This window comes from Rahnella perminowiae (assembly GCF_019049755.1).
GTDB classification, from domain to species: Bacteria; Pseudomonadota; Gammaproteobacteria; order Enterobacterales; family Enterobacteriaceae; genus Rahnella; species Rahnella perminowiae.
This window is the reverse complement of record NZ_JAFMOS010000631.1, coordinates 1-13,813: the sequence shown is the minus strand read 5'-3', so window position 1 is coordinate 13,813 and position 13,813 is coordinate 1. Positions and strand designations below refer to the sequence as shown.

Below are 13,813 nucleotides of genomic sequence, written 5' to 3'. Positions count from 1 at the left end.
GAGATGTTTCATGACCTATCAGCTTAACTTTAGCGCGCTATGGCCTTATATGCCGGAACTGCTGGCCGGTTTATGGACCACCATTGAGCTGACGGTAATGGCAACGGTTGGCGGTGTCGCAATCGGCATTTGCGGCGCGGCCATCCGCTGCGGCAACCACAAAACCCTGCGTGCGGTATGGGGCGTGTATGTCGAAGCCATCCGTAATACGCCGTTTGTGGTGCAGTTATTTTTCATTGTCTTTGGCCTGCCGGCTATCGGCCTGAAAATGACCGCCGGTGAAGCGGCGCTGCTGGCGATGCTGATTAACCTCGGTGCGTACAGCACGGAGATTATCCGCGCCGGTATTCAGGTGACGCCGAAAGGCCAGTGGGAAGCCGGACGTGTGCTGGGATTAACCCGCAGCCAGACGTTCCTGCGTATCGTGCTGCCGCCGTCGCTGAAACGCATTTATCCGTCGCTGGTCAGCCAGTGCATTATCGTGATGCTCGGGTCTTCTGTGGTCTCGCAGGTGTCCTATGAAGAACTGACGTTTGCCGCCAACTTAATTCAGTCGCGTACATTCCTCAGTTTTGAAGTGTATCTGGTCACCACATTGTTCTATTTGATGCTGTCCGTCGCAATGCGTCAGTTGCTGCTGCTGGCCGGACGCCGTGTCTTTGGGAGTGAAAACTGATGATGACCTTCACCGACTGGGACATTGTGCGCAATCTCCTGCTGGCGGCGCGCTGGACATTGTTGCTGTCGCTGACTGCCTTTATTGGCGGCACGCTGGTGACGTTGCCGTTGCTGCTACTGCGTCTCACCAAACGCCGCTGGCCCGGAAGGTTTGTGCGTCTTTATGCCGAGCTGTTTCAGGGCACGCCGTTGCTGATGCAGTTGTTCCTGGCTTTCTTCGGGCTGGGTCTGTTCGGGATCAACGTCAGCCCGTGGACTGCTGCCGCGCTGGCGCTGACGCTGTATACCAGCGCTTATCTGGTGGATATCTGGAGCGGCAGTATTGCCGCGTTGCCGAAAGGCCAGTGGGAAGCGTCGCGCTGTCTCGGCCTGAATTTTGGCCAGACGCTATGGCGCGTCATCACCCCACAGGCGCTGCGCATTGCCATCGCGCCGACCGTCGGATTTTCCGTGCAGGTGGTGAAAGGTACCGCGCTGGCTTCGATTATCGGTTTTGTCGAACTGACCAAAGCCGGAACCATGCTCAATAACGTGACGTATCAGCCGTTCAAAGTGTTTGGATTAGTGGCGCTGGGCTACTTCCTGATGTGCTATCCGCTGTCCCGTTACAGCCAGCATTTAGAAAAATCATTGCGTGGAGAGAAACAGTAATGCCGCTGATCACCATCAATCAGGTTCAGAAATTTTACGGCCAGAACCACGTACTGAAAGGCGTGGATCTGGATATCGACAGCGGCGAAGTGATTTCGATCATCGGTCGCAGCGGTTCAGGGAAAAGCACGTTGTTGCGCTGCATGAACGGGCTCGAAGGTTATCAGGAAGGCAGCATTAAACTGGGCGGAATGACCATTACCGACCGCGATTCCCAGGCGCGTGATATCAGCCGTTCCGTGGGCATGGTGTTCCAGAGTTTTAATCTTTTCCCGCACATGACCGCGCTGGAAAACGTCATGCTGGCACCACGCCGGGTGCTGAAAAAATCTGCCGCTGAGTGCCGTGAACTGGCCGCACAGATGCTGGCGAAAGTGGGCCTCGCGGATCGCATGGATTATTACCCATCCAGCCTTTCCGGCGGTCAGCAGCAACGCGTGGCGATTGCGCGTGCGCTGGCCATGAACCCGAAAGTGCTGTTGTGTGATGAAATCACCTCAGCGCTGGATCCGGAATTAGTCGGCGAAGTATTGAAAGTGCTCGAGCAACTGGCGAAAGAAGGCATGACGCTGGTACTGGTGACGCACGAAATGAATTTTGCCCGTGAAGTGGGCGACCGCGTGGTGTTTATGCATCAGGGCACCGTGTGGGAACAGGGCGAAAGCCGGACGTTGTTTGCCAATCCGCAAACCCCCGAGCTGAGACAATTTATCGCATCCGTACGCGGCTTAAATGAGGCTGCAGCAAGCTAACATTGTAAAGGATTAACTATGTCAGATTTCATCTCTCCCGGACAAATCAACCCGCCAACCCGTCTGCTGATGGGGCCGGGACCCATCAATGCCGATCCGCGCGTGCTGCGGGCGATGGCGAGCCAGCTGGTCGGGCAATATGATCCGGTGATGACCGGCTACATGAACGAAGTTATGGCGCTGTACCGTGCGCTGTATAAAACCGACAATCAGTGGACGTTCCTGATCGACGGCACCTCACGCGCCGGTATTGAAGCCGTGCTGCTTTCCGGTATCCGTCCGGGCGACAAAGTGCTGGTGCCGGTATTTGGCCGCTTCGGTCATTTGCTGTGCGAGATTGCCCGCCGCTGCCGCGCCGAAGTGCACACCCTCGAAGCGCCGTGGGGCGAAGTGTTTGACCCGCAGCAAATCGAAGATGCGATTAAATCGGTGAAACCGCGCTGGCTGCTGACCGTGCAGGGCGACACCTCCACCACCATGTTGCAGCCTCTGGAGCAACTGGGGGAAATCTGCCGCCGTCACGGCGTCCTGTTCTACTCCGATGCCACGGCGTCCTTTGGTGGTAACCCGCTGGAAACCGATGCCTGGGGGCTGGACGCCGTTTCTGCCGGTTTGCAAAAATGCCTCGGCGGCCCGTCAGGCAGCTCACCGGTCACCATCAGCCCGCGCTTTGAAGAACAAATCCGCCGCCGTAAATGCGTCGAGCAGGGCATCCGTACGGCGGATCATGCTGACGGTGACGAAGAGATGATTTACTCCAACTATTTCGATCTGGGCATGATCATGGATTACTGGGGGCCGGAGCGTCTGAATCACCATACCGAAGCCACCAGCATGTTGTTCGCAGCCCGCGAATGCGCACGCATTATTCTGGAAGAGGGGCTGGATACCGGTATCGCACGCCACAAGTTGCACGGTGGCGCATTACTGGCCGGCATTCAGGGCATGGGACTGGAAGTGTTCGGTGACCTGAATAACCGCATGAGCAACGTGCTCGGCGTGGTCATTCCGCCGGGCGTTCATGGCGAACAGGTTCGCCAGATCATGCTTAATGACTTCGGCATTGAAATCGGTACGTCATTTGGCCCGCTGGCCGGGAAAATCTGGCGCATCGGCACCATGGGCTACAACGCCCGTAAAGACTGTGTGCTGCAGACGCTGGTGGCACTGGAAGCGGTGCTTAACCGTCTGGGCTTTGCGTCGAAATACGGCGCAGGGGCGCAGGCCGCCTGGGATCATTACGCGGGAGGTCAGTAATGGCTGAAGCCTTTACGCTGGCTGCGGTTTCAGAAAGCGCAAAGCTTGCCGCTGAAAGGGTGATGGCGCGTTGCGACGCACTGGCCGCCATCAGCGAAACGCCGGGGCAACTGACCCGCGTGTATCTTTCGCCGGAGCATTTGCAAGCCAATCGTCTGGTGGGCGAATGGATGAGCGCCGCCGGGATGCGCGTCTGGCAGGACAGCGTCGGCAATATCTGCGGGCGTTATGAAGGGCTGGATGCGTCGGCACCGGCCATTTTGTTGGGATCACATCTTGACAGCGTGCGTAATGCCGGCCGTTATGACGGCCCGCTCGGCGTGCTGACCGCGCTGGAAGTGGTGGCGCATTTGCATCAGAACGCCATCCGTTTGCCGATGGCGGTGGAAATCGTCGGGTTCTGCGATGAGGAGGGCACACGTTTTGGCATCACGCTGCTTGGCAGTCGCGGACTGACCGGCACCTGGCCCGCCGACTGGCTGGAACGTCAGGACGCGCAGGGTATTACGGTTGCTCAGGCGATGCGTCACGTCGGGCTGGATCCGCTGAATATCGGCGCATCACAGCGTGCGGTCAGCGATTTTTGCGCCTATCTGGAATTGCATATTGAGCAGGGCCCGTGCCTGCAAACGGCGGACGTGCCGCTCGGCGTGGTCACGGCGATTAATGGCGCGCGTCGCCTTAATTGTGAATTCACCGGTCATGCGGGTCATGCCGGCACCGTACCAATGGGGCAGCGTCAGGACGCGCTGACTGCGGCAGCCGAATGGACACTGGCCATCGAAAGCATCACCACCGCCACCGGTCGCAATACGGTGGCAACCGTGGGTACGCTGGAATGTCTGCCGGGCGCGGTGAATGTCATTCCGGGGCAGGTGAAATTGTCGCTGGATGTGCGTGGACCGCGTGATGATGATTTATCGGCACTGCTGGAAACGCTGCTGGCGAAGGGCCGTGATATCGCTGTACGTCGCGGGCTGACGTTTGCCTGCGAACAGTTTTACAGCATCAGCGCGACGGAATGTCACGCCGGTTTACAGCATCGTCTCAGCCAGAGCGTTTTACATTTGCAGGGACAGGCGATGTCGCTGCCAAGCGGCGCAGGGCACGACGCGATTGCTATCGCCGAATGCTGGCCGGTCGGCATGTTATTTGTGCGCTGCAAAGACGGCATCAGCCATCATCCCGATGAGTCTGTTACCTCCGGTGACGTGGCATTCGCGGTGCAGGCATATATTAATACTGTGCTGAGTTTTGGTGAGGGACATTTATGACACCGGAAGCGTTCAATGCGTTATCCGAAACCGAAGCCGTTTCCCTGTTGCGCCCGCTGGTCAGTATTCCGGCCTGGGCGAAAACGGTCAGTGAGGCGCGGCCTTATTCTTCTGTGGAAGATGTGCTGCGCTGTGCCGAAGCGGCCTGTGACAACTGGACGCAGGAAGACATTGCCCGCGCGCTGTCTGCGCATCCGCGCATCGGTGAACGGGCCAGCGGCACCGGCAAAGAAGCGCAGCTTTCCCGTGGCGAACAGGCGACGCTCAATATCAGCCAGCAGGCAGTGACTGATGCGTTGCATGACGGTAATCTGCGTTATGAGCAGCGCTTCGGACGGGTATTTTTGATCCGCGCCAAAGGGCGCAGCGCAGAGCAGATTCTGGATAATCTGCAACGGCGGCTACAGAATTTACCGGACGATGAAGATCGCGAAACGGCGCAACAACTCAAAGAAATTACCTTGCTGCGTTTAAAGGAGATATTTCAGTCATGACCTCTGTTTCTAAAACGAAAGTCACCACCCATATTCTCGATACGTCGTCAGGGCAGCCTGCGGCCAATGTGCGCGTCTGGCTGGAAAGGGTGGAAGGGCACAACATCACGCTTGTCAGCGAAACCCAAACGGATGCCGATGGTCGTGCCGCAAAATTAACACCGGAACCGGTCGCCTCAGGGCATTACCGCTTGTGTGCGGATATCGGCGCGTATTTTGCCGCCACCGGTCGTGAGACGCTTTATCACTCGGCGATCATTGATGTGGTGATCGCCGGTGAACAGGATCATTACCATCTGCCGCTCCTGATCAGTCCTTATTCCTGCTCCACCTATCGCGGTAGTTAGACGGCGTCGTCGTCAGCCCATCAGCCTGTGCGGATGTTTTAAACGCACGCTTTTGGTCAGTGCAGCGTGACTGACATCGCGGTCACGGTTGCACTGACGCACCTGTTGCAGAAACGCCATCAGCAGCGGATTGGGCCGCTCGCGTCGTGACGTCAGCTCCGGTTGCCCCTGAACGCCTATAAAGAACGGATGATTGTTCAGCTCAACAGCCTGCGCCTGTTCACCACTTTCGTCATACCCTGAAACGTTCAGCCCCGCGCTTTCAAGCTCCGCCAGTAAATGCGGATTCAGATAGCGGCGCTGGTTGTAGCGCAGCAAAAATTCATTGCCCGTTTTATTGGCCAGCAGGGTGCCGCGGCGGGTGATGACCGGGTGATTTCCCAGACGGGGCTGGGTGTGTTCGGCCAGCGGTAAACCGGTTTGCAGGCTGCCGAGCGTTGACGGCCCGTGCATGACTACACGTTCCTGTCCGAGCACTTTCTGCCCCAGCGCAGTGATCATCTGATGCATGCCCTGATTAATCCCTAACACCGGGGTCTGGTTTTCCAGTGCCCAGGTGGCGGTTGCCAGCGGTCCGGCCTGCGCATCGCTGCGGGTGATCGTTGCGCCCGGGAAGATAATGCCGTCGACGTCAGCCAGTGTGCAATCAAGCTGGCTGCCCAATAACGTGGATGTCACATAGACAACATCAATGTTCATTGCCAGTGCATCGGCGGCGTCTCCCAGTGCAGCGAGCATTGCCGGATAACTGTCGCGCTGCTCGCTAAAATCCCCCACCAGTGCCACGCGCAGGGTTTTTCCTGCCCGCATGACCGGCTGTGAAACCGAACCTAATGCCCAGCGGCCAAAGGCATCGCGTCCCCAGCCGTTACTGCGAATTTTGCCGGTGATGCAGTCTTCCAGCTGGAATTTATCCTGATTGCGCACCACGGTTAATGATTCAGTTTCAATGCCCTGTGCTGTAATGAATGCGTTCAACTCTGCGGATAACGGTTCACGCAAGGGCACGACGATATCTTCTTTAAGTGCCCGATAAATCAGGGATTCAATGCCGGATTCCTCACCCGCATCACGCCCGGTCAGGCGCTCCAGCCACACCAGCCCGCTGGTTATTGCCTGTCCCTGCGCCGTCACGTGCTGGCGCGCATTCGGGTAACGTTGCGCATCATGACTGACGGGAAAATGACACAGCGGCAAAGCGCGTAGCTCAGCAAGTATCGCTGCCATCGCGCCGTACAACGCGGGTTCGGGCGTGGAGTGTGCAATAAAGGTGATGGTCATCAGGGGTCCTCTGTCAGATGTTTTTGCGGGAGTAGGAAATGCAAGAATTGATCCACCCGGGGTTGTTTTTACATGCGCTGACAAAAAGAGCGGCGCACGTCGCAAACCTGACGTTCCGCCATCCTTCACTGCTATAAAACGTCACGCTGTTCAGACCGGAACGCGCTAAGGTAGCGCCGGTTGTTCTAAGTTGTTCTAACCCGTTATTCACTGAGGAAGCATCATGTCAGCATCGCTTTATGGCAGTACAGCGGCACAGTTTGTTCGTGGTTTACAGAATCTTTCAGCATTACTGGAAAAGGGCGAGGCATGGGCAAAGGAAAACGGCAAATCAGAAGAAGAAGTCCTGAATACCCGTCTGGCAGAAGATATGTATCCGCTGGCGCGTCAGGTGCAGATCACCAGTGATATGTCGAAAGGCGCGGTTGCCCGTCTGGCTGGTATTACCGCGCCGGCGATGGAAGACAACGAAGTGACGTTTGCCCAATTGCAGGAACGTATCGCCAACACACTGCGTTTTATCGAAAGCGTGGACGCACAGCAACTGGAAGGCGATGAATCCCGTGAGATCGTGGTGAAAGGCAAAAACCGTGAAATGAAATTTACTGCACACAGCTACGTGACAGTATTTGCCATACCTAACTTCTATTTCCATATCACCACGGCGTATAACATTCTGCGCCATCTGGGCGTGAATATCGGTAAAGCGGACTTTATCGGCGGAAATTAACCGCGGCGGCCACCCAACAGAACGGTATAAAGTAAAAATGCCCCGGCAGAGACGTCCGGGGCATTTGTTTGTGAAGGCTGTTTAAGCGCTAAACCTTCTTAATCATGAAGCAAAAAAGTATCGGCATCACGCCAGGCCGGGAAGGTTTCGCGGTAATCCTGTAGCGCTTCAAGCGACAACTCGGCATCGATAATCATCGCTGAGCCCGGCTCAGCACGCGCCAGTTCTTCACCCTGCGGATTAAAAATCAGGCTGTCACCGCTGTAGTAATGGCCGTTGTCATCGTGGCCGACACGGTTGCAACCGGCAACATAAGCCTGATTTTCAATCGCACGGGCGGCAAGCAATGTCTGCCAGTGGCGGCTGCGCGGTGCCGGCCAGTTGGCGACGTAAAGTGCCAGATCGTAATCCTGCCGGTTGCGTGAATACACCGGGAAACGCAGGTCATAGCAGACTTGCGGCAGAATACGCCAGCCGCGCCATTCCACGATTTCACGACGTTTTCCCGGCACATAATAATTGTGTTCACCCGCCATACGGAACAGGTGGCGTTTATCGTAAAAATGCACTTTACCCTGCGGTTCGACCAGCAGAAAACGATTCACTGCGCCTTCCGTGGTGCTCAATGCCACGCTGCCTCCGATCATTGCACCGAGCTGTTTCGCCCACTGTTGCAGCCATTGCACGACACGCGATTCAGGCAATGCGCTGCCCGGTGCCTGCATGGCGAAACCGGTGGTGAACATTTCCGGCAAGACAATCAGGTCGCGTGCGGTCAGTGCACCGAGCAGGCCGTCGAAGTGTGCGAGGTTAGCCTCGCCGTCCAGCCACACCAGTGGCTGTTGCAATACGGACAGTTTTAAAGTTGACACAGGCGCTCCGAAGCCGCGTCCAGTGTAGCTTCCTGTTTGGCGAAGCACAGCCGGATCAGTTTATGTGGGAAAGGCGCGGCGCAGAAAACCGACATCGGAATGGCCGCCACACCGGCATGTTCAGTCAGCCAGTGGCAGAATGCAACATCATCTAAATCGGAAACGTCACTGTAATCGGCCAGCAGGAAATAGGTGCCCTGACCCGGCAAGACCTTCAGACGGCTGTTAGCCAGCCCCTGCGCGAGACGGTCACGTTTAGCCTGATAAAAGGCCGGTAATTCCTGCCAGTGTTCCGGCGCTTCACGCAGCATATCCGCCAGCGCCAGCTGAACCGGCGTGGTGATGGAGAAGGTGAGGTACTGGTGAACCTTGCGCAGTTCAGCGCTGATTATCGCCGGTGCCACGCAATAGCCCACACGCCAGCCGGTCATGTGATACGTCTTACCGAACGACGAGACTGCAATGGCGCGCTGACGCAGTTCCGGATGACGCAGCACACTGGCGTGACCTTCCGGCGCAAAACAGATGTGCTCATACACTTCATCGCTCAGCACGAAAATGTGCTTATCCGCAATGCTCTGCCAGAGCTGCTCAATGTCGCTGTGGCTCCAGACGGTGGCCGACGGATTATGCGGCGTGTTGATGATCACAAGCTTTGTGCGATCAGTGATGTGATCCGCGAATTCCGCCCAGTTAACTTTGAATTCCGGTGGCTGCAACTGAATACGTTTCATTACGCCGCCCGCCAGTTCTACCGCCGGAGCATAGCAGTCATAGCTCGGATCGAAAGCAATCACTTCGTCACCTTCCGATACCAGCGCGGTGATGGCGATATACAGCGATTCTGTCGCACCCGCCGTGATGGTGATGTCGGTGGTGGCATCCGGTGCATAGCCGTAAATCTGTTCGGTTTTGGTGGCAATTGCCTCACGCAGCTGTGCCGTGCCGGTCATCGGGGCGTACTGGTTCGCGCCCTGGCTGACGTGATAAGCCAGACGGTTTTTCAGGTATTCGGGGCCGTCGAAATCAGGGAAACCCTGCGACAGGTTAATGGCATTGTGTTTCTGCGCCAGCGCACTCATTTGGGTAAAAATGGTAGTGCCTAAAGCAGGAAGTTTACTTTCGGGGATCAGTGCTGCTGTGCTCATGGCGGGTCAGTACTCCTGGACCGTTGACCTGACAGGCGTCAGGTGTGCAAATAGCGATGTTGCTCACAATATAACACGATGTTAATATTTGGCAATCGAGACGCTTAGATGGCTAAATGCCAATTCGGTCTAAGCCGCATAACATTGAATATATCGTCAGTTTCATCCCGAACTTCGTCCCTCAACCCACAGCTTTTCAGGAATACGATGACAGAGAATTTGCAACTGGGCGCGCTGCTGGCGGCCTGTCACTGGATTGGACAGAAGGGCTGGAGCCCGGCGACGGGCGGCAATATGTCCGTGCGCGAAGGCGATGCCCATTGCCTGATCACTGAATCGGGAAAAGACAAGGGATCACTGACCGCAGAAGATTTCCTGCGGGTGGAACTCGACAGTGGCCTGGCACCCGGCGGACGTCGTCCTTCAGCGGAAACCGGGCTGCACACCATGCTGTATTCCCGCTATCCTGAAACAGGTGCGGTGCTGCATACCCATTCGGTCAATTCGACGGTGTTATCCCGGGCAGAACGCAGTGGTGCGCTGGTGCTGGAAGGTTATGAGATGCAGAAATCGCTCAGCGGCCAGACCTCGCACCTTGATCAGGTGGTGATCCCGATTTTCGACAACAGCCAGGATATTGCTGCGCTGGCGCAGAAGATCATGACGTCAGCGGAGCACACGCCGTTGCAGTATGGTTTTTTGCTGCGTGGCCATGGGCTGACGTGCTGGGGGCGGGATGTGGCCGAAGCGCGCCGCCATCTGGAGGGGCTGGAGTTTTTATTCCAGTGTGAACTGCAACGTCGCCTGCTGGAGGCTAAATGATCCGCGCTATTGTCACTGATATTGAAGGCACCACCACGGATATCCGTTTTGTACACCAGGTGTTATTCCCCTATGCCCGGCAGCGTCTCGCCGACTTCCTGCGCCATGAGCATGAACAGCCGGACGTCGCCGCTGCCCTGGACGCTTTACGCGCTGAAATCGACCGGCCACAGGCCAGCGTCGAGGCGCTGATCGAACAGCTCTTTACGTATATGGATAACGACGTGAAATCGACGTCGCTGAAAGTATTGCAGGGCATCATCTGGCGTACCGGCTATGAAAACGGTGATTTTCGCGGACATCTGTATGCCGATGTCGCGCCGCAGCTGGAAGCGTGGAAAGCGGAGGGGCTGCAACTTTGCGTGTATTCCTCAGGTTCGGTAGACGCGCAAAAGTTATTGTTTGGCTACAGTGATGCCGGTGATTTAACGCCGCTGTTCAGCAGATATTTCGATACCCGCGTCGGTGCCAAGCGTGAAACGGAATCGTATCAGAACATCGCTGAACAACTGATCTTGCCGCCGCAGGATTTACTGTTTTTATCGGACATTCGTCAGGAGCTGGACGCCGCGCGTTTAGCGGGCTGGAATACCTGTCAGCTGATCCGCGATGACGCTGATGAACTCAGCGATCATCTGCAGGTTAATCGTTTTGATCAGATAGCCTTAGAAACATTCTTATAAGAGGGTTGACCATGAGTGCATTAACGATTTTTAGTGACCAGGATCCTTCCGCACCGTTGTGGGAAAGCCGAGACGGAGACGCGATCGCCGCCGAACTGAGCAAAATTGATGTACGTTTCGAACGCTGGCAGGCTGACCGCGATTTAGGCGCAAACCCGCAGCCGCAGGACGTGATTGCCGCTTATCAGCATGAAATCGACAAACTGGTCGAAGAGAAGGGGTATCAGAGCTGGGACGTGATCAGCATGCGTCCGGACAACGAGCAACGCGAGGTGCTGCGCACTAAATTCCTTTCCGAACATACGCACGGTGAAGACGAAGTGCGTTTCTTCGTCGAAGGCGCAGGGCTGTTTTGTCTGCACCTGAACGGCAAGATTTTCCAGATCCTGTGCGAGAAAAACGATCTGATTTCCGTACCGGCCAACACCCGCCACTGGTTTGATATGGGCGGCTCTCCGTCGTTCACGGCAATCCGCGTTTTCGATAATCCCGAAGGGTGGGTGGCGCATTTTACCGGCGATAAGATTGCCGATGCGTACCCGAGAATGGGTGAATAAGATTTGCGTACTGCAGAAACAAAAAAACCACCAGAAGGTGGTTTTTTTGTGCTGGTCAGGTTAGCGGCCTTTCCAGCGGGCTTCGTTACTGATGTAACGCAAGCGCAACCCAGCCACAACATAGTCTGCTTTCTGAACAATTTTGTCAAGTTGGTCGACAACAAGTGTATGATTATGGCGGCCCTTTACGCCGTCTTAGCAAACGGGCACCGGTTTCAGAAAAGGATGTCCAATGACCGTCAACGCAGGCGCAACCCAGCGCTTGTTTTCACGGAGATATCACCGGTGGTGTTGACGTGAAGCGGTCTTTGCAAGGACCGCACAATGAAACGGTACATCTGTATCTTTATCGTTGTCACCGGAGCGGCAATGTTTCAGGGCAAAGGAAGTTGGAGTATCTCCAATAATTCTCTCTCTGTAACAATTGACGCATCGGGCAAGTAAGCCAGAAAGCCGTCTCGTAAGGGGCGGCTTTCTTTAGGCCTTTATCGCATTGCCTGCTTAGCGTAATTCGGTGAGCGCGGGCCATACAGCAGGCCATCGGTCTGAGATGCACTCAGCAGACGGTCGCTGGTGAGCCCGGCGATATCATGACCTTTGTCGGAAATCGTGCTGGAGATTTGCTTCACGGCAGCCTGAACCAATATGCCGATGATCCCACCGTTATTGTTGTTGTCATTTTCGCTGTCAGAAGCGGTGGCGTTACCGGTCCACAACACTTTGCCATTGCGTAAATCCACCAGTTTGGCATTAGCGGTCACACGGGTTTCGCTGGAAACCACCATGTAAGTGCTGCCGTAGCGGGTTATATCAATGTAAAGCGCGGCATCCGCACCGAAAATTTCACGCAGTTTGGCGGCGCTGACGGCACGAATATCTTCCGCACCGGTTATGCCGTTCTGCTTGAAAGTTTCCTCAACGACGGCCACCGGGAAGACATAGAAGCCGTCTTCAGCCAGCGGTGCGGTGACGGTAGAAAGCATGCTGTGACTGGCATTCACATCCGGAGAATGGTTCACCGGCGGGAGCACCAGAATCGATCTCGGTTTGCTCTCTTTAAACGCGGTGTAATCGTAGGACGCTTTTTTCGCACAACCCGTCAGCAGTAACGTCAGCACTACGCCGGTCAGCAGGAATAAACGTTTCATTTAACACTCCCTTTATTTTTCAGCAGGAAATCCATATAGGTTGCTGACTCCGGAAATAAACTTTTCTCAGTATTGAATTCCTGAAATGCCAGGTCGGTGTGGCCCGTATTGGCATAAAGCAATCCCAGTTGCGCGTGCAGGCCAGGTGGTACGGCTTTATTGGTGGCGCGGGATTTTTCAATCGATTCTTTTAATGACGCGATTTGTTCTTCAGGACCCACTTTGTCACCCTGATAATACTGGTATACCGTAGACTGGTATTTGTCCCAATTATAAAGTGACTTATCCGCCTGCTTTGCACAGCCCGCTAATAATAACGTCAAGGTAATAAGGCCACCCTTTATCACGGCGCTTTGGTTTTTACATATTGTCATTTTATAATATCCGTATTATTAATTAGCCGGACGCCATGCGCCGCTTTCGATTCCATTGACCAGATTATTCACCGCTTCGCGGATAGCTAAATCCAGCACTTTACCGTTTAAGGTTGAGTCATAACTGGCGGTGCCGCCGAAACCAATAATTTCGCGGTTAGACAGGGAATATTCGCCCGCACCTTGTGAGGAGTACACCACTTCTGAGGTCTGTACATTAACGACATTCAGGCTGACTTTAGCGTAAGCGATTTGTTGCTTGCCGCGTCCCAGGATGCCCCACAGCTGGTTATCGCCGACTTCTTTGCGGCCAAACTCAGTGACATCGCCGGTGATGACATAGTTCGCGCCTTTCAGAGTTTGTGCCTGGCCTTTGATACCCGCTTCTTCTTTAATTTCCGCCATATTCGTGCGGTCTAATACATTGAAGCGACCCGTTTGTTGCAGGTCAGTGACCAGAATGGTTTTAGACTGATTGCCCAGACGATCGACACCATCGGAGAAAATGCCACTCATATAACTGGAGCGGTTATCGAATTTACCGACAGAAATCGGGCTGCGCGGACCATTATATTGCGTGTTATAAGAAGCCACTTTCTGAACTTCTACCGTGCGTGATGATTCTGTTGCGCACCCTGATAATGTGCCTGCCGCAATAATTGCCGACAAAACGAAAACTGATTTCCTCATGTTACTATTCCTTGTCCATTTAACGTCTTATTAACGGGTAATAGCTGCCCGTTCC

Annotated in this window: 17 protein-coding genes; 11 read left to right on the top strand and 6 right to left on the bottom strand. The window is 55.2% G+C overall.

What is annotated here, in order from left to right; genetic code table 11:
• The first annotated feature begins 10 nt into the window (after positions 1 to 10).
• Genes J1785_RS23095 through uraH form a run of 7 tightly spaced genes read left to right on the top strand, consistent with a single transcriptional unit; the run spans position 11 to position 5,453 of the window.
• The gene (locus J1785_RS23095; RefSeq protein WP_217220854.1) at positions 11 to 676 is read left to right on the top strand and encodes an amino acid ABC transporter permease; all 666 of its coding nucleotides are present in this window, start codon (positions 11 to 13) and stop codon (positions 674 to 676) included.
• Complete coding sequence (locus J1785_RS23090) at positions 676 to 1,329, top strand: amino acid ABC transporter permease (protein WP_165383764.1); 654 nt, start codon at positions 676 to 678, stop codon at positions 1,327 to 1,329. Before J1785_RS23095 ends, J1785_RS23090 begins: the two co-directional genes overlap by 1 nt.
• The gene (locus J1785_RS23085; RefSeq protein WP_129955042.1) at positions 1,329 to 2,081 is read left to right on the top strand and encodes an amino acid ABC transporter ATP-binding protein; all 753 of its coding nucleotides are present in this window, start codon (positions 1,329 to 1,331) and stop codon (positions 2,079 to 2,081) included. The genes J1785_RS23090 and J1785_RS23085 overlap by 1 nt, the downstream gene beginning before the upstream one ends.
• Before the next feature lie 18 nt (positions 2,082 to 2,099).
• Entirely contained in the window at positions 2,100 to 3,338 is a 1,239-nt protein-coding gene (locus J1785_RS23080) for a pyridoxal-phosphate-dependent aminotransferase family protein (RefSeq protein ID WP_129992257.1), read from the top strand.
• Positions 3,338 to 4,612, top strand: coding sequence for an allantoate amidohydrolase (hpxK, locus tag J1785_RS23075; protein WP_217220847.1), 1,275 nt, complete (start codon positions 3,338 to 3,340; stop codon positions 4,610 to 4,612). Before J1785_RS23080 ends, hpxK begins: the two co-directional genes overlap by 1 nt.
• Positions 4,609 to 5,106 carry a 2-oxo-4-hydroxy-4-carboxy-5-ureidoimidazoline decarboxylase gene (gene uraD, locus J1785_RS23070; RefSeq protein WP_217157924.1) on the top strand — a complete coding sequence of 166 codons (498 nt, stop codon included), beginning with the start codon at positions 4,609 to 4,611 and terminating at the stop codon, positions 5,104 to 5,106. The genes hpxK and uraD overlap by 4 nt, the downstream gene beginning before the upstream one ends.
• Positions 5,103 to 5,453 carry a hydroxyisourate hydrolase gene (gene uraH, locus J1785_RS23065; protein WP_129955046.1) on the top strand — a complete coding sequence of 117 codons (351 nt, stop codon included), beginning with the start codon at positions 5,103 to 5,105 and terminating at the stop codon, positions 5,451 to 5,453. Before uraD ends, uraH begins: the two co-directional genes overlap by 4 nt.
• 12 nt (positions 5,454 to 5,465) lie before the next feature.
• Here the strand turns inward: uraH and J1785_RS23060 are convergent, their stop codons facing one another.
• Positions 5,466 to 6,734, bottom strand: a complete 1,269-nt coding sequence (locus tag J1785_RS23060) for a glutamine amidotransferase-related protein (RefSeq protein ID WP_217137901.1) — start codon at positions 6,732 to 6,734, stop codon at positions 5,466 to 5,468.
• A gap of 223 nt (positions 6,735 to 6,957) precedes the next feature.
• Here J1785_RS23060 and J1785_RS23055 point away from each other — a divergent pair, with 223 nt between their 5' ends.
• Complete coding sequence (locus J1785_RS23055; protein WP_217220846.1) at positions 6,958 to 7,464, top strand: DUF1993 domain-containing protein; 507 nt, start codon at positions 6,958 to 6,960, stop codon at positions 7,462 to 7,464.
• Between the two features lie 98 nt (positions 7,465 to 7,562).
• On the opposite strand, the gene J1785_RS23050 is transcribed toward J1785_RS23055, so the two are convergent.
• Positions 7,563 to 8,336 (bottom strand): amidohydrolase, encoded by a 774-nt coding sequence (locus tag J1785_RS23050; RefSeq protein ID WP_129955049.1) that lies wholly within the window; start codon positions 8,334 to 8,336, stop codon positions 7,563 to 7,565.
• Positions 8,324 to 9,484, bottom strand: coding sequence for a pyridoxal phosphate-dependent aminotransferase (locus J1785_RS23045; RefSeq protein ID WP_129955050.1), 1,161 nt, complete (start codon positions 9,482 to 9,484; stop codon positions 8,324 to 8,326). Before J1785_RS23045 ends, J1785_RS23050 begins: the two co-directional genes overlap by 13 nt.
• Positions 9,485 to 9,691: 207 nt before the next feature.
• Between J1785_RS23045 and J1785_RS23040 the strand changes: the two genes are divergently transcribed.
• The 3 genes from J1785_RS23040 to J1785_RS23030 are packed head-to-tail and all read left to right on the top strand — an operon-like array spanning position 9,692 to position 11,546.
• The gene (locus J1785_RS23040; protein WP_129992260.1) at positions 9,692 to 10,306 is read left to right on the top strand and encodes a methylthioribulose 1-phosphate dehydratase; all 615 of its coding nucleotides are present in this window, start codon (positions 9,692 to 9,694) and stop codon (positions 10,304 to 10,306) included.
• Positions 10,303 to 10,989 carry an acireductone synthase gene (mtnC, locus tag J1785_RS23035; RefSeq protein ID WP_129955052.1) on the top strand — a complete coding sequence of 229 codons (687 nt, stop codon included), beginning with the start codon at positions 10,303 to 10,305 and terminating at the stop codon, positions 10,987 to 10,989. Before J1785_RS23040 ends, mtnC begins: the two co-directional genes overlap by 4 nt.
• Before the next feature lie 11 nt (positions 10,990 to 11,000).
• Positions 11,001 to 11,546, top strand: a complete 546-nt coding sequence (locus J1785_RS23030; protein ID WP_129955053.1) for a 1,2-dihydroxy-3-keto-5-methylthiopentene dioxygenase — start codon at positions 11,001 to 11,003, stop codon at positions 11,544 to 11,546.
• Positions 11,547 to 12,031: 485 nt separating this feature from the next.
• Here the strand turns inward: J1785_RS23030 and J1785_RS23025 are convergent, their stop codons facing one another.
• The 3 genes from J1785_RS23025 to J1785_RS23015 are packed head-to-tail and all read right to left on the bottom strand — an operon-like array spanning position 12,032 to position 13,758.
• Positions 12,032 to 12,694 (bottom strand): DUF799 domain-containing protein, encoded by a 663-nt coding sequence (locus tag J1785_RS23025; RefSeq protein WP_217220845.1) that lies wholly within the window; start codon positions 12,692 to 12,694, stop codon positions 12,032 to 12,034.
• Positions 12,691 to 13,068 carry a DUF4810 domain-containing protein gene (locus tag J1785_RS23020; RefSeq protein WP_129992262.1) on the bottom strand — a complete coding sequence of 126 codons (378 nt, stop codon included), beginning with the start codon at positions 13,066 to 13,068 and terminating at the stop codon, positions 12,691 to 12,693. The genes J1785_RS23025 and J1785_RS23020 overlap by 4 nt, the downstream gene beginning before the upstream one ends.
• A gap of 18 nt (positions 13,069 to 13,086) precedes the next feature.
• Positions 13,087 to 13,758, bottom strand: a complete 672-nt coding sequence (locus tag J1785_RS23015; protein WP_015696171.1) for a CsgG/HfaB family protein — start codon at positions 13,756 to 13,758, stop codon at positions 13,087 to 13,089.
• Positions 13,759 to 13,813: the final 55 nt, after the last annotated feature.